Below are 18,264 nucleotides of genomic sequence, written 5' to 3' on the forward strand. Positions count from 1 at the left end.
CCGCCCGTTGCCGTGTCCAGGATGGCCAGGAGACAGGCTAACTAGCATGTTTTTTAGAGCACGATGGGGCTTTTAGCAAGACTATTTCATCTGGCGGTCTTGCGACGCCGCGAGCAGGCCGCTGATGAGATAAAATTGCGTTTTCGCCGAAAACCCCCGCCAGACGGACCTGGCGCGCGCTTGTCTCAGGCTTCCAGCGGCATCGCGCTCGTCCCCTTGAGTTCATCGAGGCAGACGATCGACTGCACGCTGTTCACGCCGGGCGCGCGCATCAGCGTATCGAGCAGGAACTCGGAAAGCGCCTTGAGATCGCGCGCCACCACCTTCAGAACGTAGTCGATATCGCCAGTCACGGAGTAGCACTCCTGCACCTGCGGCAACGTCGCGACGAGTTCCTTGAACTTGACGAGCTCGCGCATGTGCCCGCGCTCCATCGTCACCTGAATGAAGGCGACCACGCCGAAGCCGAGCGCCTGCGCGTCGAGGCGCGTCTCGTAGCGCCGGATCACGCCGAGCTCCTCGAGCCGCCGGTGACGCCTGAGCGTCTGCGCGGGCGAGAGCTTGATCGCGGCCGCGAGTTCGAGGTTCGAAGCGCGTCCACGCTCCTGCAGTGCGGCGAGAAGCCGCATGTCGATCGTATCGAGCGCGAGATTTTGCATTTATCTTGCGTGAGATGGGTTTGGGGCGAGAGGGAATTGTATCAATCAGGGTTTGCCTGCGTACGAGATGAAATCATATTTTTCCGCGTCAACTATACACTGGGCGCACCCGATCGGGCTGGCGGCCAATACCACCAAGCCCGGCAGCGCGCCGATGCAGAAGGTTGTGTGCGCAATTTTATTTCGTGGAGCGGAGCCGGCGTCCTACCCGGATGCTTCGGCCCTGCGCACATAAGTCGGAGACAGGACGAGACATGGTTTCAAACGACACGCGTGAAAATCGCGGCCAGCTAAAACGCGGCCTCAAGAATCGCCACATTCAGCTCATTGCGCTGGGCGGGGCGATCGGCACGGGCCTGTTCCTCGGCATTGCGCAGACGATTCAGACCGCCGGCCCCTCGGTGCTGCTCGGCTACGGCGTCGCCGGCATCATTGCGTTCTTCATCATGCGGCAACTGGGCGAGATGGTCGTGGACGAGCCCGTCGCCGGTTCGTTCAGCTATTTCGCAGACAAGTATTTCGGCCCGTTCGCGGGCTTTCTCTCCGGCTGGAACTACTGGGTGCTCTACGTGCTCGTGAGCATGGCCGAGCTTTCGGCGGTCGGCATCTACATGCATTACTGGTGGCCGACGCTGCCCACGTGGGTCTCGGCGCTGGTGTTCTTCGTCGTGATCAACGGCATCAACCTCACGAGCGTCAAGTCGTATGGCGAACTCGAGTTCTGGTTCGCCATCATCAAGGTGCTCGCGATCGTCGGCATGATCGCCTTCGGCGGCTGGCTGCTGTTCTCGGGCTCGGCCGGTCCCGAGGCAAGCGTGTCGAACCTCTGGCGCAACGGCGGTTTCTTCCCGCACGGCGTCTCGGGTCTCGTCATGGCCATGGCGGTCGTGATGTTCTCGTTCGGCGGGCTGGAGCTGGTCGGCATCACCGCGGCAGAGGCCGATGATCCCTCGCACAGCATTCCGCGCGCGACGAATCAGGTGATCTACCGCATCCTGATTTTCTACATCGGCGCGCTCGGCGTGCTGCTCTCGCTCTACCCCTGGCAGAAGGTCGTGGCCGGCGGCAGCCCCTTCGTGCTGATCTTCCACGCGATGAACAGCGACCTCGTGGCCAACGTGCTGAATCTCGTCGTGCTGACGGCGGCGCTCTCGGTCTACAACAGCGGCGTGTACTGCAACAGCCGCATGCTCTACGGTCTCGCGCAGCAAGGCAATGCGCCGAAGGCGCTGCTCAAGGTGAGCCGGCGCGGCATTCCGCTGGCGGCGCTCGGCGTGTCGGCGTTCGTCACGGCCGCCTGCGTGATCATCAACTACTTCATGCCGGGCAAGGCGTTCGAACTGCTGATGGGGCTCGTCGTGTCCGCGCTCATCATTAACTGGGCGATGATCAGCCTGATTCACCTGAAGTTCCGCCGCGAGAAGGCGCGTACCGGTCAGACGACCACGTTCCGCAGCCTCGGTTATCCGCTGACGAATTACGTGTGTCTCGCGTTCCTCGGCGGCATTCTCGTTGTAATGTATCTGATCCCGGATCTGCGCATTTCCGTGTACCTGATTCCGGTCTGGCTGGGCGTGCTTGGGCTCGCCTACCGCCTGTGGTGCCGCAAGTCAGTGCCGGCGCTGCAACGCGGCGTGCCGGCTCCGTAAGCGCTGATATTCGTCCCGAATTTCGTCCAGAGAGTTAAACAGCATGTTCGAACACATCGATGCCTACCCCGGCGACCCGATCCTCTCGCTCAACGAGAATTTCCAGAAGGACCCGCGTCAGAACAAGGTCAATCTGAGCATTGGCATCTACTTCGATGACGAAGGCCGTCTGCCCGTCATGAAGGCCGTTCACGCGGCCGAGGCGGCGATTCTCGAGGAGCCGGGTCCGAAGCCGTATCTGCCGATGGCCGGTTTCGCGCAGTATCGCGACGCTGTGCAGGCACTGGTGTTCGGCGCCGACTGCCCGTCGCGCGCGGCCGGCCGCATCGCGACCGTGCAGACGCTGGGCGGCTCGGGCGCGCTCAAGGTGGGCGCCGATTTCATCAAGCGCTACTTTGCGACCAGCCAGGTGTGGGTGAGCGATCCGACGTGGGAGAACCACCGTTTCATCTTCGAGCGCGCGGGCTTCACGGTGAACACGTACCCGTACTACGACGAGGTGACGGGCGGCCTGAAGTTCGAGGCGATGCTCTCGGCCATCGACGCGCTGCCGGCGAAGAGCGTCGTGCTGCTGCACGCGTGCTGCCATAACCCGACGGGCGTCGACCTGGATCGCGCGCAATGGGAGCAAGTGATCGACGTGCTGCAAAAGCGCGACCTGCTGCCGTTCGTCGATATGGCGTATCAGGGCTTCGGCGCGGGCCTCGAGGACGACGCGTTCGCCGTGCGCGAGCTTGCGCGCCGTGGCGTGCCGGCGCTCGTGGCGAATTCGTTCTCGAAGAACTTCTCGCTTTACGGCGAGCGTTGCGGAGGGCTGCACGTGATCTGCGAAGACGCGGCGGCCGCCGACCGCGTGCTCGGCCAGCTCACGGGCTCGGTGCGCGCGAACTACAGCAATCCGCCGACGCACGGCGCGAAGATCGTCACGCGCGTGCTGGGCACGCCGGAGCTGAAGGCGTCGTGGGAGCAGGAGCTGGCGGCGATGTGCGAGCGCATTGCGCGCATGCGCGTGGCGATCCACGACGGCCTGCGCTCGCATGCGAGCGAAGCGGCGCTCGCTCGCTACGTGAAGCAGCGCGGCATGTTCACGTACACGGGCTTGAGCGAGAAGCAGGTCGAGCGCCTGAAAGAAGAATTCGCCGTGTACATCCTGCGCTCGGGCCGTATGTGCGTGGCAGGCCTGAACGAGAAGAACGTGAGCGTGGTGGTCGACGCGGTCGGCAAGGTGATGAAGGACTAAGGGAAGGGCGGGGCCGAATGCCCCGATATCTTTCTTGCGCCGCTGGCGTGCCGGTATGTGCCGGACGCTCCAGCGGCGTTTTTGCATCCAGCCCTTGGAACGGCTGCCTCAGCCGGCTGCCATCAGGCGATTCCAGATTGCGACGCCCGCGTCTTTTCATTCGCATCAAACCGTCGGTCTGTCAAGCTGCAGGGGGTAGATGGCACACATGCCGGCCGCGCACGGTCTTCCAGGTCTCACCCTGATAGAATGCGTGAGCCGCAACGTAGTGGATTGCTGATGAAATTGCTTGATGCCCTCGTCGAACAACGGATTGCCGCCGCGGCCGCGCGCGGTGACTTCGACGACCTGCCCGGCGCCGGTGCGCCGCAGACGCTCGACGACGACCTGCTCGTGCCCGAAGAAGTGCGCATAGCCCACCGCATCCTGAAGAACGCGGGCTTCGTGCCGCCCGCAGTCGAACAGCTGCGGGCCTTGCGCGACCTCGAGGACGAGCTCGCCACGGTGGGCGACAAGGCCGTGCAGTGTCGTCTGCGCGCGCGCATGCTGGCGCTCGACATGGCGCTCGAATCGTTGCGCGGCGGACCGATGGTCGTGCCGCACGAATATCGCCGCCGCATCGCGGAGCGTTTGTCCGAACGCGCAGCGGGCGAGCCCGGCCTCCCGGGGCTCCCGGCGGGGGCGGCGTGACGGGCAGTCCCGTCCAGCCAGACGCCCCCGGCGGCGAACGCGAAGAGGCGCACCCGGTGGTCACTTCGCCCGCTGGATCGGTTCCCGCCGATCCGCTCGTGACGGCGTCCACACCCGCGCCTCAATCCGACGTCCAGCTCAATCCCGTCTCCGAGCGCGACCGGCATTTCATGCGCCTCGCACAGGCCGCCGCCGAAGAGGCGCGCGCCGCCGGCGAAGTGCCCGTGGGCGCGGTGCTCGTGCGTGGCGACGAAGTGATCGCCTCGGGCTTCAACCACCCGATCGGCGCGCACGATCCCTCCGCGCACGCCGAAATGGCGGCCTTGCGCGCGGGCGCGCACGCGCTGGGTAACTACCGCTTGCCGGGCTGCGAACTCTATGTGACCCTTGAACCGTGCCTGATGTGTGCCGGCGCGATCATGCACGCGCGCATCGCACGTGTGGTGTTCGGCGCACATGATCCGAAAACCGGCGCGTGCGGCAGCGTGGTCGACGCCTTCGCCAACGAGCAGCTCAATCATCACACGAGCGTGTCCGCAGGCGTGCTGGCGGACGAGTGCGGCGAGGCGCTGCGCGCGTTCTTCGCCGATCGGCGCCGCGCGAGCCGGGAAGCGCGCCGCAAGGCTCGGGAACAGGCTGAGCAGGCGCAGGGAGGGACTGGCGTAGCCGGTCCGGACGGACCCGCGGGTTGAATCTCACGGTTGAAGCGAATTCGACATGACCATTCATCGCACCATCGAGCTGGTTGCTCCGTCCGGTTATCCGCATGATGCGGAAGCGGTGCACCGAGCGCTTGTCCGGTTGCGGGCGCAGGGCCATCACGTCAACGGCGTGCAGGCGACCGAGCGGCGCTATCAGCGTTTTGCCGGCACGGATGGCCAGCGCGCGGCCGAACTGAATCGCCTCGCCGACCCATCGCGCGACCTGCCGGACATCGTACTCGCCGTACGTGGCGGCTATGGCGCGGTGCGCATCCTGCACGGTCTAGATTACGACGGTCTGCAGCGGCGTTTGACGGATCAGCCCATTGCGTTCGTGGGGCATAGCGATTTCACCGCCATCCAGCTCGCGCTGCTCGCGCGCGCCGGGCTCACGACGTTCGGCGGCCCGATGCTCTGCAGCGACTTCGGCGCCGAGAGTCTCAGCAGCTTCACGATGCATCACTTCTGGGGCGCGCTCTCGAAACCGAACTACACGCTCAAGGTGAACGCGCCGCAGGCCCAGTCGACGAGTGTTTCGGGCACGCTCTGGGGCGGCAATCTGGCCGTGCTGACTTCGCTGATCGGCACGCCTTATCTGCCGCCGGTCGAGGGCGGCATCCTGTTCGTCGAAGACGTGAACGAGCAGCCGTTCCGCATCGAGCGCATGATTTATCAGTTGCATCTGACAGGCATCCTTGCTCGCCAGCAAGCCCTGGTGCTGGGCGACTTCACGGGCCACAAGCAGTTCGATTACGACAATGGCTACGATCTGCGCGAAATGGTTGAGCAGGTGCGCGCCGTGGTTGGCATTCCGGTGGTCACGGGCCTGCCGTTCGGCCATATTCCGGACATGGTCACGTTGCCGATGGGCGCACCTGCGCAGTTGACCACCACCGCGCACGGTTTCGAGCTGATCGTGAGCGGGTATCCGCACCTGAGTTGATTTCGCACCGACATGGAAGCGCTTTCGGGCGCTTTTTTCACGGAGTCTTATGCAACTAACGGCCAGTCACAAGCGGCATCTGACAATGTTCACGCCAACGCTTCTTCTCTAAATTGTTGACAAAAAATTCGCCCGGATTGGGGCAACAAATCACCATGCAGGTGCTGAATTCCCCGAAGTGGAGCGCCTTTCACCGATACGAGGCACGTGGCAGTCGGCGCGCACGTGGGGATCTTCCCCAGGTTCGCCAACATAATTGTTGACAATATTTATGTCCAACCTAGGATACCCAGCATAGAGACACGAGCCATGCGAAAGACCGATATCGACGCCGAAGCAACCGGCATGAAGCCCGAGGCAATCGCCGCGCGAATCCGCGCAGCGATTCTCGAGCACCGGCTGCCGCCCGGCGCGAAGTTGACCGAAGCACAGTTGTGCGAAGTATTCGGCGTGAAGCGCGGCCCGATCCGCCAGGCGCTCGCGCTGCTCGCGAAGGACCACCTCGTGGATCTGGAGCCCAATCGTGGCGCGTTCGTCGCAAGCCCGTCGCTCCAGGAAGTGCACGAGGTGTTCGAGATGCGACGGATCATCGAGCTGGCAGTAGTGGGGCGCATTTGCAGCGCGCAGCACGGCAACCGTCGGCTGAAGACCATCGGCGAGACGATCCGGCGCGAGCGCAAGGCCTTCGAAGGGCGCGACTTCCCGACGTGGATCCGGCTTTCGGGCGAGTTCCATACGTCGCTGGCCACGCTCACCGGCAATACGGTGCTGTGCGACTGTCTTAACGGGCTCGTGGCGCGCTCCACGCTGATTTCGGCGCTCTACGAATCGCCGGGACGCAGTCCGTGTTCGTTCGACGATCACGAGGCGATTCTCGCGGCGCTCGAGGCCGGAAACGAGAAAGAGGCCGTCGAACTCATGGTGCGCCATCTGCAGGGTGTCGAGTTGCGAATGCTCGACCGGCCGGCGGGCGCTTCGGTCGATTTGCAGGAAGTGTTCAGCGCGCGCGAGGCGACCTCGCTGGCACGCTGATGCGCTTCCAAGGCAGCACTGAAACGGATTGCAGTAAGGGATTGCAGTAACGCGCGGCGGCCCGCTACGAACGGTGGCCACCGCGGCTGAAAAGGATGGAGTGGGGCGCATGCAGAGCATGCGTACGGCAAGAACAGGCACAGCGTTACAGGGCGCCAGCAGACGGCGACCGGCGCAGTGCCAGCGAAGGCCAGACCATTCGGGGATATCGCGGCGGCCGCGTCCAGCGGCGGTACGCACGCGTTTCGAGGCGTTCAGGCGTCTTTTTTCCGTCGGCATATCCATCCAAGGAGCGGATCATGGCTCAGTTCAGCGCGTCACCTGGCAGTCCGGCAGTGCCCAACTTCGAATCTGGCGAAAGCAGCGAGTCCGCAGACAATCTGCGCTTGCCGGCCGGCTACAGCGAGCGGCTCTACAACCACGACCTGGCTCCCCTCAAGGAGCAGACCTGGGGCGCGTACAACATCTTCGCGTTCTGGATGTCCGACGTGCATAGCGTCGGCGGCTATGTGTTCGCGGGGAGCCTCTTCGCGCTCGGCCTCACGAGCTGGCAAGTGCTCGTCGCGCTGATCGTCGGCATCTCCATCGTCAATGTGCTCTGCAACTTGATCGCGCGGCCGAGCCAGCGTCACGGCGTGCCGTACCCGGTGGCATGTCGCGGCACCTTCGGCGTGCTCGGCGCCAACATTCCCGCCGTGATTCGCGGCCTCATCGCCGTGGCGTGGTACGGCATCCAGACCTATCTCGCTTCGAGCGCGCTCGTGATCGTCGTGCTCAAGTTCGTTCCGCAACTCATGCCTTATGCCGACGTGCACAAGCACGGCTTGCTCGGGCTTTCCGCGGTCGGCTGGGCCGGCTTCATGACGCTCTGGGTGCTGCAGGCCCTCGTGTTCTGGAACGGCATGGAGACCATCAAGAAGTTCATCGACTTCGCGGGGCCGGCTGTTTATGTCGTGATGTTCGCGCTCGCGGGCTACATGGTGTATCGCGCGGGTTGGCACAACATCGGTTTGAATCTCGGCGGCGTGAAGTATCACGGCACTGAAGTGATTCCCGTGATGATCACGGCGATCTCGCTCGTGGTGTCGTATTTCTCGGGGCCGATGCTCAATTTCGGCGACTTCTCGCGCTACGGCAAGTCGCTCAAGAGCGTGCACAAGGGCAACTTCTGGGGGCTGCCGGTCAACTTCCTCGCCTTCTCTCTCGTCACGGTCATCACGACGTCGGCAACGCTGCCTGTGTTCGGAGAACTGATTACCGATCCCGTCGAAACGGTCGGCCGCATCGATCATCCGACCGCGGTGATTCTCGGCGCGCTCACGTTCACGATCGCGACTATCGGCATCAACATCGTCGCGAACTTCGTTTCGCCCGCGTTCGATTTTTCCAACGTCGCGCCGCGGCTCATCAGCTGGCGTGCGGGTGGCATGCTCGCCGCCGTGGCCTCGATCTTCATCACGCCGTGGAATCTCTTCAACAACCCGGCCGTGATTCACTACACGCTCGACATACTCGGCGCCTTTATCGGGCCTTTGTATGGTGTGCTGATCATCGACTTTTATCTCGTGAAGCGCGGTCGTCTTGCCGTGGATGATCTCTACACGGTGTCGCCGAACGGGGCGTACTGGTATCGCAACGGCGTGAACTGGCGCGCGGTGTCGGCCTTGCTGCCCGCCGCCGTGATCGCGATTCTCTGCGTGATGGTGCCTTCGCTCGGCGGCGCGGCGAACTTCTCGTGGTTCATCGGTGCCGCACTCGGCGCGTTGTTCTACCGTGCGCTCACGATGGGCGAACGTGCTCGCGCGAACGCATGAGCTGCGCGTAAAACCAGGCATCGACGAAGGAATCGAAATGCGCATCAAACTGATCAATCCGAACACTACGCAGCGTATGACCGCCGCGATGGAGCAGTGCGCGCGCGCCGTGATCGCACCGGGCACGGAGGTGGTGGCGGTGAGCCCGACGATGGGCCCGCCGTCGATCGAAGGCTATTACGACGAGGCGCTCGCCACCCCTGGCCTGCTCGCCGAAGTGGAGGCGGGCGAGCGCGAAGGCTTCGACGGCTACGTGATCGCGTGCTTTGGCGACCCGGGCTTGTACGCGGCGCGCGAGTTGGCGCGCGGGCCCGTCGTGGGCATCGCGGAAGCCGCGATGCATGCGGCGAGCGTGCTCGCGCCGGGCTTCTCGGTCGTGACGACGCTCTCGCGCACGCGCGCCATGGCCTGGCATCTCGCCGAGCGTTACGGAATGACGCGTTTTTGCCGCAACGTGCGCGCGATCGACGTGGCTGTGCTCGAACTCGATGAACCGGGGTCGGCCGCGCGCCGCGCGATCGTCGACGAGTGCCGCCGTGCGCTCGAAGAAGACGGTGCGGACGCGATCGTGCTCGGTTGCGCGGGCATGACGAGCCTGTGCGCGCAGGTGGAAGACGCGCTCGGCGTGCCGGTGGTCGACGGCGTGACGGCCGCCGTGAAGTGGGTCGAGGCGCTCGTCGCACTGCGCCTCACGACCGCCAAGCGCGGCGACTTCGCGCGCCCGCTCGCCAAGCGCTACGACGGCGACTTCGCGCGTTTCAGCCCGGCCAACCCCGCCCCGGCCACGGAAACGCCGCCGCCCGTGCGGCCGCTGCGTTACGGGTAAACGCGCAGCGCGCGCAAGCGGAGGTGGCCACCCGGATCACGTCGTATCGGGCGGCCACATACACCTCGCTTGACCCGTACTATCTGAGCGTGCGTATGGGCGCGTACAGGTGATTTCGCTACACTGGTCCGGTCCTGTGAGCAGGTTGCGCGGACCGTCCGCGAGGCCCTGCAATGCAGCGCCAGCGGCCGCTTCACGGTGCTTCGCCGTTGTGCGGATATTGCGTTTCATTCTCTCTATTCGATTGATTCGACCAGCATGCCACTCGATCCCCAATATCCCCGCGATCTGATCGGTTATGGCCGGTATCCGGTGCAGGCCAACTGGCCCGGCCAGGCGCGCGTCGCAGTGCAGTTCGTGCTCAACTACGAAGAGGGCGGCGAAAACTGCGTGCTGCACGGCGACCCCGGCTCCGAGCAGTTCCTCTCCGAAATCGTGGGCGCCGCGGCCTATCCCGCGCGCCATATGAGCATGGAGTCGATCTACGAATATGGCTCGCGCGCGGGCGTGTGGCGCATCCTGCGCGAATTCGAAAAGCGCGGCCTGCCGCTCACCGTGTTCGGTGTGGGCATGGCGATCGAGCGTCATCCCGAAGTCGCGCGTGCGTTCGTCGAGTTGGGTCACGAGATCGCGTGCCATGGATATCGCTGGATTCACTACCAGGACGTCTCGCCCGCCAAGGAAGCCGAGCATATCAAGCTCGGCATGGAAGCGATCGAGCGCGTGACGGGCGTGCGTCCGCTCGGCTGGTACACGGGACGCGACAGCCCGAACACGCATCGCCTCGTGGCCGAGTATGGCGGCTTCCTCTACGGCTCCGATTACTACGGCGACGACCTGCCGTTCTGGATGGACGTGGAGGTCACCGGCGGCGCGTCGGTGCCGCAACTGATCGTGCCTTACACGCTCGACACGAACGACATGCGCTTCGCGTCGCCCCAGGGCTTCAACACGGCGGACCACTTCTTCACCTATTTGCGCGACGCATTCGACGTGCTCTACGAAGAAGGCGACGAAGCGCCGAAGATGCTCTCGATCGGCATGCACTGCCGGCTGCTCGGGCGCCCCGGGCGTTTTCGCGCGCTGCAGCGCTTTCTCGATCACATCGAGAAACACGAGCGCGTGTGGGTCACGCGCCGCGTGGACATCGCGCGCCACTGGCGCGAGCATCATCCCTATCAACCGCAGCAGAACGACCACCGCGGGGCCGCCGCATGAAGGCAATGCACTACACCCTCGAACAGCTGAATCAAGCCTCGGTCGACGCCTTCGTGGCGGCACTTTCGGGCATCTTCGAGCACTCGCCCTGGGTCGCCGCTGCGGCCGCGCAGCAACGCCCGTTTGCGAGCATCGACGCGCTGCATCGCGCCATGTCGCAGGCCGTGGAAACCTCCGGCGAGACGCAGCAGCTCGCGCTCATCAACGCCCACCCGGAACTTGCGGGCAAGGCCGCCGTGCGTGGCGAGCTGACCGCCGAATCCACGCGCGAGCAAAGCGGCGCGGGTCTGAACGAGTGCACGCAGGAAGAGTTCGACAAGCTGCTGGCGCTCAACGGCGCGTATCGCGAGAAGTTCGGATTCCCATTCATTCTCGCGGTGCGCGGCTATGACCGCCACGGCATCATCGCGAATTTCGAGGCGCGCGTGAACAACAGCCGCGCCGATGAAATGCGCGCGAGCCTCGACCAGATTTACCGCATTGCGCGCTTCAGGCTGGACGAACTGATCGACGCGTAACGTGGCGACGCGCCCCCCGGCTTCTCGCGGAAGGGGTGCAGCGCCGTTTTGATCTACAGAAAAGACACGAAGGAAGACAACGATGGCACTCCCGACTCTCGACCCCAACGCCCCCGATTTCACGCGCCGCTTCGTGAATCTCGCGGACCCGCGCCTGGGCGCGCAGGCGCTCGAGGCGAGCGACGACTTCTTCGCGCCGAAGGATCGCATGCTCAATCCGGAGCCGGCCGTCTTTATTCCGGGCAAGTACGACGAACACGGCAAGTGGATGGACGGCTGGGAAACGCGCCGCAAGCGCACGACCGGCTATGACTGGTGCATCGTGAAGCTCGCACGCCCCGGCGTCATCAAGGGCCTCGATATCGACACGAGCCACTTCACGGGCAACTACCCGCCGGCGGCATCGGTGGAGGGCGCGTACGTGGCCGATGGCGCACCCACCGCCACGACACAATGGACGGAGATCGTTCCTTCGACCTCGTTGAACGGCAATAGCCACCATTACGTGGAAGTGTCGAGCGACAAGCCGTACACGCACCTGCGCGTGAATATCTATCCCGATGGCGGCATCGCGCGTCTGCGCGTGTACGGCCAGCCGCAGGTGGACTGGGCGGGCGCGAGCCGTACCGAACTGTTCGACCTGGCCGCGATGGAAAACGGTGCGTACCTCGTTAGCGCGAACAACCAGCACTTTGGCATGGCCTCCACGCTGCTCATGCCGGGCCGCGGCGTGAACATGGGCGACGGCTGGGAAACGCGCCGCCGCCGGGAGCCGGGCAACGACTGGGCGATCATTGCGCTCGCACAGCCGGGCATCATCAAGAAGATCGAAGTCGATACGGCGCACTTCAAGGGCAACTATCCCGATCGCTGCTCGTTCCAGGCCGCGCGCGTGGTGGGCGGCACGGACAGCTCGCTCGTGACCCAGGCCATGTTCTGGCCGGTGCTGCTCGGCGAGCAGAAGCTGCAGATGGACAAGCAGCACTACTACGAAAGCGAACTGGCGGCGCTCGGTCCGGTTACGCACGTGCGCTTCAACATCATCCCGGACGGCGGCGTGTCGCGTGTACGCCTCTGGGGCACGCTCGCCTGATACGCTGACGAGGCCATCATGAGTGAAACAAGGACGACGCTGACTATCGAGCCGCTCACGCCCGAGGCGTTCGCGCCCTTCGGCGACGTGATCGAACTCGCGGGTGCGAAGCAGATTCCGATCAATCTAGGGACGACCATCCGCTTTCACGATCTCGCGAAAGTGGATGTGACCGACGAGGGCGGCCGCACGCTCGTGAATCTCTTTCGCGGGCAGCCGCGCGAGCTGCCGTTCGAAGTGAAGATGCTCGAACGGCATCCGCTGGGCAGTCAGGCGTTCGTGCCGCTCAACGACAAGCCGTATCTCGTGGTGGTCGCACCGGCGGGCGATCTGGACGTCACCCGGGTTCGCGCGTTCGTTTCGCGCGGCTGGCAGGGCGTGAATTATGCGAAGGGCGTTTGGCATCACCCGCTGATTGCGTTGGGCGAGGTGAGCGATTTCATCGTCGTCGACCGCGGTGGAGACGGGCTCAATCTCAACGAGCAGGATCTGCCTGAGTCGTTCTGGTTGACGGAAGAAGCGATGAAGGCGGCGATGCGCTAATTCGCGGAATTACCAGGCAGTCCGTATCAGCAGGGGAAAGCCACGTCCGAGACGTGGCTTTTTTGCGTTTTGCGGATGAAGGCGCGGTGAAACGTGGCGAGTCATGCATGGCTGTGTGCGACGCTTCAATACGTCGATTGGATCAGGTGGCGAGGGTCGTTGGCATACGCGCTCTGTATGCTCAGCGGCGCCCGACTGCGTGATGCGCCTGCCGTCGCCAGCCCGAATGGTTCGCAGCCCAACGCGCAACCCCCTCAGCAATGACCGTACCAAAGGAAAAAGGACCCGAAGCGCGTCGCGCCTCGGGTCCTTCCAGTCACATCTCACGTAGCGCGAGGCAAACCACTCGCGCTGCCAACTACATCATTGCTTCGCACCGCCCTGGAACCAGGTGGCGATCTTCTGCCGCTCGTCGTCGGTCATGTGAGTGACGTTGCCAAGCGGCATCGCCTTGAGCGTCACAGCCTGCTGATAGAGCCGCTGCGCGTTCTGCGAAATCTCGTCGGGCGTATCGAGCATCACGCCGGCCGGCGCTGCGCCCATCAACGTCGGGTGCGCCGAGTGACAGGCCGCACAACGTTGCTGCAGGATAGGCTGAATGTCGGAAACCTTCAGCGACGGTGCGTTCGCGGCTTCGGCCTGAGGCACGACCGGGCGCGGCAGCGTCCACACCAGCGCGACGAACATCAGGGCCACGCCGCCGATCGGCAGATACCAGAGCTGCTGGCCACGGTGACGCATCACGAAGAACTGGCGAATCAGTGCGCCGGCCAGCATGATCACCACGAGCACGGCCCAGTTATAGGCGTGGGCGTAGGTCATGGCGTAGTGGTTCGACAGCATCGCGAACACCACGGGCAGCGTGAAATACGTGTTGTGCACCGAGCGCTGCTTGCCGCGCTTGCCGTAGATCGGGTTCGGCACTTCGCCCTTGAGCATCGCGGCAACCATCTTGCGCTGGCCCGGAATGATGACGAAGAACACGTTGGCCGACATGATCGTCGCGAGCATCGCGCCCATGATGAGGTACGCGGCACGGCCAGAGAAGATGTGGCAGGCGAGGTAGGCGGCGATCACGACATAGAGGCCCACGCATACGCCCAGCAGCTTGTCCTTTGTGCCAAGCACGCGGCACAGCGAGTCATAGACGATCCAGCCGGCGGCGAGGAAGCCGAGCGCGGAGAAGATCGCGACGACAGGACCCATGTCGAGCACGTTCTTGTCGATCAGATACGTGTTCGGCGCCATGAGATACAGCACCGTGAAGAGCGACGCGCCCGAGAGCCACGTGGTGTACGACGGCCACTTCGACCAGTGAAGGTCGTCGGGCATTTCGGGCGGCGCCACGGTGTACTTCTGCATGTTGTAGAAGCCGCCGCCGTGCACGTGCCACAGCTCGCCGAACACGCCGCGACGGCGCTGGTTCGGGTCCGTGGGCGGTTTGAGGCTGTTGTCGAGCGCGACGAAATAGAACGACTCGCCAATCCAGGCGATCGCCGCGATGACGTGGAACCAGCGCAGTGCGAGGTTCAGCCAATCGGTAATAAAGCCTTCCATGAAACGTCTCCAGTCCTGATGCATTGCGCGCGCGTCTGAACGCACGTGCTAACTGCGGGGTATGAGCGCGCTGCGTAGCGTTGGGGCCGCAGAGTGACCCATGCGCGCTGCCGCGCTGCCATTGTTTCTTGTATGTCCTCGGGCTTGATGAGTCGGGCTGGAAGATCGCCCGGAATGCCCTACGAGTTCGTGTTGCGGTGGCCGCCCGATTGACGCTCAGCTGCCCCGATAGGTGCTGTACGACCACGGCGAAACGAGTAGCGGCACGTGGTAGTGCGAGCCCGCGTCGGCGATGCCGAAGCGCAGCACCACGCGGTCGACGAAGCGCGGCTCGGGCACTTTCGTGCCGAGAGCGGCGAAATAGTCGCCGGCGTGGAACACGAGTTCGTATTCGCCTTTGGCGAGCGCAACGCCCTCGAGCAGCGGCGCGTCGCAGCGGCCGTCGTCATTGGTGGTCACGGTCTTGAGCGCGCGGCGCGCGTCGCCCGAGAGCGCAAAGAGCTCGACCTTGATGCCCGCGCCGGGACGGCCGTTCGCGGTGTCGAGCACGTGGGTAGTCAGCTTGCCCATTCGCAGTTTTCCTTGTGAGTGCCTGGTGCGATTGCGAGGTTTCAGCGGCAGCTCTCGATCCCATGCATGATGCATTGCGGCGGATCGAGGCTCCACATCAGTGGCTACATACCCGTCGGCGGATCGAAGCGAGCGCCGTGAACGCATTTTAAGAACGATCGCACCCGGAGCGCGCGCGAGATAGGAAAGATAAAGCGACACGCATGAGGGTGAGCCCTGGGACTGCCTGGATGCTGTCGCTCATTGCGCCCCGGATTCGCGCGTCCCTTGTTGGCATCGTAGCGACGCCAAAAATCGACCTTTATATGCGTGGCGTAAATTTGGGTATCGCAGCGGCGCGAATTGCCACGACTATTTTGGTTGCGGATCGTATAGGCCATGCGCAGCGCGTGCTGCGCGTCCCGAAGACGGCGGTGGACGCCGGGTAACCGGGCCAGCGGCGTCCTCGTCGGGACGCGTCGGCACCGGGCGCCTGGGCGACCGGCGAGGTCGGCGGGTGAGGCGAGGGCGTCTGGTTCACGTGCCGTGCGCGAGTCCGAACGAAAAGCCAGGGCTCGTGGCGGCACGACAACGGAGCGAACAAGGACGATGGAACCCACTCTCGCACAGCGGCAAAACCCGCAAGACCCACAAAAGCCCGGCAAGACATTGCTGGTGAAAAACGCCGACATGCTGGTGACGATGGACGGCGCGCGTCGCGAGATTCGCGGCGGCGGGCTCTACGTCGAAGGCAACCGCATCGTCGCGGTCGGCCCGACGGCCGACCTGCCCGCCACGGCCGACGAGGTGATCGACGCCAGCGGCCACCTCGTGACGCCGGGGCTCGTCAACACACACCACCACATGTACCAGAGCCTCACGCGCGCCGTGCCCGCCGCGCAGGACGCCGAACTGTTCGGCTGGCTCACCAGCCTCTACAAGGTATGGGCGAACCTCACGCCCGAGATGATCGAGGTCTCCACGCTCACCGCGATGGCGGAGCTGCTGCTCTCGGGTTGCACGACGTCCAGCGATCATCTGTACATCTATCCGAACGGCAGCAGCCTCGACGACAGCATCCGCGCGGCGCAGCGCATCGGCATGCGCTTTCATGCAAGTCGCGGCAGCATGAGCGTCGGCCAGAAGGACGGCGGCTTGCCGCCCGATTCCGTGGTCGAGCGCGAGGACGCGATTCTCGCCGACACGCAGCGCCTCATCGAGACGTATCACGACGAGGGCCGGTACGCGATGCTGCGCGTCGTCGTGGCGCCGTGCTCGCCCTTTTCGGTGAGCCGCGACCTGATGCGCGAATCGGCGGTGCTCGCACGGCACTACGGCGTGTCGATGCACACGCATCTCGCCGAGAACGCCAACGACATTGCTTACAGCCGCGAAAAGTTCGGTATGACGCCCGCCGAATATGCGGAGGACCTGGGCTGGGTGGGCCGCGACGTCTGGCATGCGCACTGCGTACAGCTCGACGATCACGGCATCGGTTTGTTCGGCCGGACCGGCACCGGCGTCGCGCATTGCCCGTGCTCGAATATGCGGCTCGCCTCCGGCATCGCGCCCGTGAAGAAGATGCGGCTCGCCGGCGTACCGGTCGGGCTCGGCGTGGATGGTTCGGCGTCGAACGACGGCGCGCAGATGGTGGCCGAGGCGCGGCAGGCCATGCTGCTCGCGCGCGTGGGCTTCGGGCCGGATGCCATGACGGCGCGCGAAGCGCTCGAAATCGCGACGCTGGGCGGCGCGCAGGTGCTGGGCCGCGACGACATCGGCGCGCTTGCACCCGGCATGGCGGCGGACTTCGTGGCGTTCGACCTGCGCCAGCCGCTTTTCGCGGGTGCGCTGCACGATCCTGTTGCTGCGCTCGTCTTCTGCGCACCCTCGCAGGTCGCGCTGAGCGTGATCGGCGGGCGCGTGGTCGTGAAGGACGGCGTGTTGCAGACGGTGGAGCTTGGGCCGGTCATCGAGCGGCATAACCGGCTCGCGGCGCAACTCGTGCAGATGGCGCGCTGAGGCAAGCGCGCCACGCATGGACGTATTGAAAGTTCAGGCGGCCGCAGCAGCGTGCGGCCGTGCTGCTCAAGGCTTGTCGATCAGCGTCTTCGTCGCTTCGGCGATGAGGCTGCGTAACCAGCGTACTTCGTCCGAGTAATGACAGCGTTCGTGCCACAACTGGTAGTACTGCATCGGCGGGAAGTCGAGCGGCGCGGGTACGACCGTGAGCGGCAGGAAGCGCGCATAGTGGTCGGCGAACAGGCGCGTGGTCGTGAAGACCAGGTCCGACTTCACGAGCACGTAGGGCGCGAGATTGAAGTACGGCAGCGTGACGACCACGTGGCGCTTGAGGCGCTCGCGCGCGAGGTGCACGTCGATGGCGCCGCGCTGGCCCACGGAGTAGGGCGTGGGCGCGAGATGCGGCGCGTTCAGATACTGGTCGAGCGTGAGCCCGCCGCGCTTGGCGAACGGGTGCGAGTTGCTCATCAGGCAGACGATCTGGTCGACGAACAGGTTCGACAGGTGCAGTTGTTCGGGCGGCTCGGGCCAGTTGCCGATGACGATATCGAGCTTGCCTTCCTCGAGCGCGAGCTCGTAGTCGAACGCAGGCCCGAGCGAGTGAAACTCGAGCGTGGCGTTGGGCGCGGCCAGGCGGAAGCGCTCGACCACGGTCGGCACGAACAGGACGTTCAAATAGTCAGGACAGCCAATCCGATAGCAACGGATAGAGGTGGCCGGATCGAAATTGTGCTGCTGGAAGCGGATGCGCTCGATCTCGCGCAGTGCGTTCTGCACGGGCTCGAGCAGGCGCAGGCCGTACTCGGTCGGCACCATGCCGGACTTGCCGCGCACGAGCAGCGGGTCGCCGGTGATGTCGCGCAGGCGCCGAAGCGCCGCGCTGATTGCGGGCTGGGACTGATTGAGCTTGACGGCTGCGCGTGTCACGCTGCGCTCCATCAGAAGCGTGTGCAAGACGCGCAAGAGGTACGTGTCGATCGCCTCGCGTTGCTGACTCATGAATTCTCCGAATTATATGTTCTGGCTGATCGATGAGGCTTGGGGGTATATCGTTTTTAATATGGACAAAAAGTGGCGTCAAGCGAGGCTTACCCCGAGGCTCGCGCCGGGGTTATGCCGGCCAGCCCCGTGCAGCGAGGCAACAGCGAATTTTGACGGCTCGACCTTCGCAGGGCTAACAGGTATCGTCACCCCCGCACGGCGGCCAGCGTCA

Annotated in this window: 18 protein-coding genes; 14 read left to right on the forward strand and 4 right to left on the reverse strand. The window is 64.4% G+C overall.

Features of this window, described 5'->3' with window-relative positions; genetic code table 11:
- Positions 1 to 185: 185 nt before the first annotated feature.
- A complete protein-coding gene (locus BFD71_RS17930; RefSeq protein WP_069265638.1) occupies positions 186 to 659 on the reverse strand; it encodes an Lrp/AsnC family transcriptional regulator in 474 nt (157 codons plus the stop codon).
- A gap of 254 nt (positions 660 to 913) precedes the next feature.
- Between BFD71_RS17930 and BFD71_RS17935 the strand changes: the two genes are divergently transcribed.
- From BFD71_RS17935 to BFD71_RS17990, 12 genes are all read left to right on the forward strand, one after another.
- Positions 914 to 2,308, forward strand: a complete 1,395-nt coding sequence (locus tag BFD71_RS17935; RefSeq protein ID WP_069265639.1) for an amino acid permease — start codon at positions 914 to 916, stop codon at positions 2,306 to 2,308.
- 43 nt (positions 2,309 to 2,351) lie between these two features.
- The gene (locus BFD71_RS17940; protein ID WP_069265640.1) at positions 2,352 to 3,548 is read left to right on the forward strand and encodes an amino acid aminotransferase; all 1,197 of its coding nucleotides are present in this window, start codon (positions 2,352 to 2,354) and stop codon (positions 3,546 to 3,548) included.
- 279 nt (positions 3,549 to 3,827) lie between these two features.
- Complete coding sequence (locus BFD71_RS17945; protein ID WP_069265641.1) at positions 3,828 to 4,238, forward strand: DnaJ family domain-containing protein; 411 nt, start codon at positions 3,828 to 3,830, stop codon at positions 4,236 to 4,238.
- Between the two features lie 56 nt (positions 4,239 to 4,294).
- Positions 4,295 to 4,930 (forward strand): tRNA adenosine(34) deaminase TadA, encoded by a 636-nt coding sequence (gene tadA, locus BFD71_RS17950; RefSeq protein ID WP_069265742.1) that lies wholly within the window; start codon positions 4,295 to 4,297, stop codon positions 4,928 to 4,930.
- Between the two features lie 25 nt (positions 4,931 to 4,955).
- Positions 4,956 to 5,882, forward strand: coding sequence for a muramoyltetrapeptide carboxypeptidase (ldcA, locus tag BFD71_RS17955; protein ID WP_069265642.1), 927 nt, complete (start codon positions 4,956 to 4,958; stop codon positions 5,880 to 5,882).
- Positions 5,883 to 6,191: 309 nt separating this feature from the next.
- The gene (locus BFD71_RS17960) at positions 6,192 to 6,914 is read left to right on the forward strand and encodes a GntR family transcriptional regulator (RefSeq protein WP_069265643.1); all 723 of its coding nucleotides are present in this window, start codon (positions 6,192 to 6,194) and stop codon (positions 6,912 to 6,914) included.
- 299 nt (positions 6,915 to 7,213) lie between these two features.
- A complete protein-coding gene (locus tag BFD71_RS17965; protein WP_069265644.1) occupies positions 7,214 to 8,728 on the forward strand; it encodes an NCS1 family nucleobase:cation symporter-1 in 1,515 nt (504 codons plus the stop codon).
- Between the two features lie 37 nt (positions 8,729 to 8,765).
- Positions 8,766 to 9,554 (forward strand): aspartate/glutamate racemase family protein, encoded by a 789-nt coding sequence (locus tag BFD71_RS17970; RefSeq protein ID WP_069265743.1) that lies wholly within the window; start codon positions 8,766 to 8,768, stop codon positions 9,552 to 9,554.
- Between the two features lie 258 nt (positions 9,555 to 9,812).
- Positions 9,813 to 10,772, forward strand: coding sequence for an allantoinase PuuE (gene puuE / locus BFD71_RS17975; protein ID WP_069265645.1), 960 nt, complete (start codon positions 9,813 to 9,815; stop codon positions 10,770 to 10,772).
- Entirely contained in the window at positions 10,769 to 11,290 is a 522-nt protein-coding gene (gene uraD, locus BFD71_RS17980) for a 2-oxo-4-hydroxy-4-carboxy-5-ureidoimidazoline decarboxylase (RefSeq protein WP_069265646.1), read from the forward strand. Before puuE ends, uraD begins: the two co-directional genes overlap by 4 nt.
- A gap of 82 nt (positions 11,291 to 11,372) precedes the next feature.
- Positions 11,373 to 12,383: an allantoicase gene (gene alc, locus BFD71_RS17985; protein WP_069265647.1), complete on the forward strand. Its 1,011-nt coding sequence runs from the start codon at positions 11,373 to 11,375 to the stop codon at positions 12,381 to 12,383.
- Positions 12,384 to 12,401: 18 nt separating this feature from the next.
- A complete protein-coding gene (locus tag BFD71_RS17990) occupies positions 12,402 to 12,926 on the forward strand; it encodes an ureidoglycolate lyase (protein ID WP_069265648.1) in 525 nt (174 codons plus the stop codon).
- Between the two features lie 363 nt (positions 12,927 to 13,289).
- On the opposite strand, the gene BFD71_RS17995 is transcribed toward BFD71_RS17990, so the two are convergent.
- Together BFD71_RS17995 and uraH are read right to left on the reverse strand one after the other, a co-directional pair.
- The gene (locus tag BFD71_RS17995; RefSeq protein WP_069265649.1) at positions 13,290 to 14,483 is read right to left on the reverse strand and encodes a urate hydroxylase PuuD; all 1,194 of its coding nucleotides are present in this window, start codon (positions 14,481 to 14,483) and stop codon (positions 13,290 to 13,292) included.
- A 216-nt stretch (positions 14,484 to 14,699) separates the two neighbouring features.
- Positions 14,700 to 15,053 carry a hydroxyisourate hydrolase gene (gene uraH, locus BFD71_RS18000; RefSeq protein ID WP_028204021.1) on the reverse strand — a complete coding sequence of 118 codons (354 nt, stop codon included), beginning with the start codon at positions 15,051 to 15,053 and terminating at the stop codon, positions 14,700 to 14,702.
- 230 nt (positions 15,054 to 15,283) lie between these two features.
- Here uraH and BFD71_RS18005 point away from each other — a divergent pair, with 230 nt between their 5' ends.
- Positions 15,284 to 15,481: a hypothetical protein gene (locus tag BFD71_RS18005; protein WP_141710710.1), complete on the forward strand. Its 198-nt coding sequence runs from the start codon at positions 15,284 to 15,286 to the stop codon at positions 15,479 to 15,481.
- 160 nt (positions 15,482 to 15,641) lie between these two features.
- Positions 15,642 to 17,051 (forward strand): 8-oxoguanine deaminase, encoded by a 1,410-nt coding sequence (locus BFD71_RS18010; RefSeq protein WP_069265651.1) that lies wholly within the window; start codon positions 15,642 to 15,644, stop codon positions 17,049 to 17,051.
- A 66-nt stretch (positions 17,052 to 17,117) separates the two neighbouring features.
- Here BFD71_RS18010 and BFD71_RS18015 read toward each other — a convergent pair whose 3' ends face one another.
- A complete protein-coding gene (locus BFD71_RS18015) occupies positions 17,118 to 18,050 on the reverse strand; it encodes a LysR substrate-binding domain-containing protein (protein WP_069265652.1) in 933 nt (310 codons plus the stop codon).
- Between the last annotated feature and the right edge of the window lie 214 nt (positions 18,051 to 18,264).

This window comes from Paraburkholderia nodosa (assembly GCF_001718195.1).
Lineage (GTDB): Bacteria > Pseudomonadota > Gammaproteobacteria > Burkholderiales > Burkholderiaceae > Paraburkholderia > Paraburkholderia nodosa_A.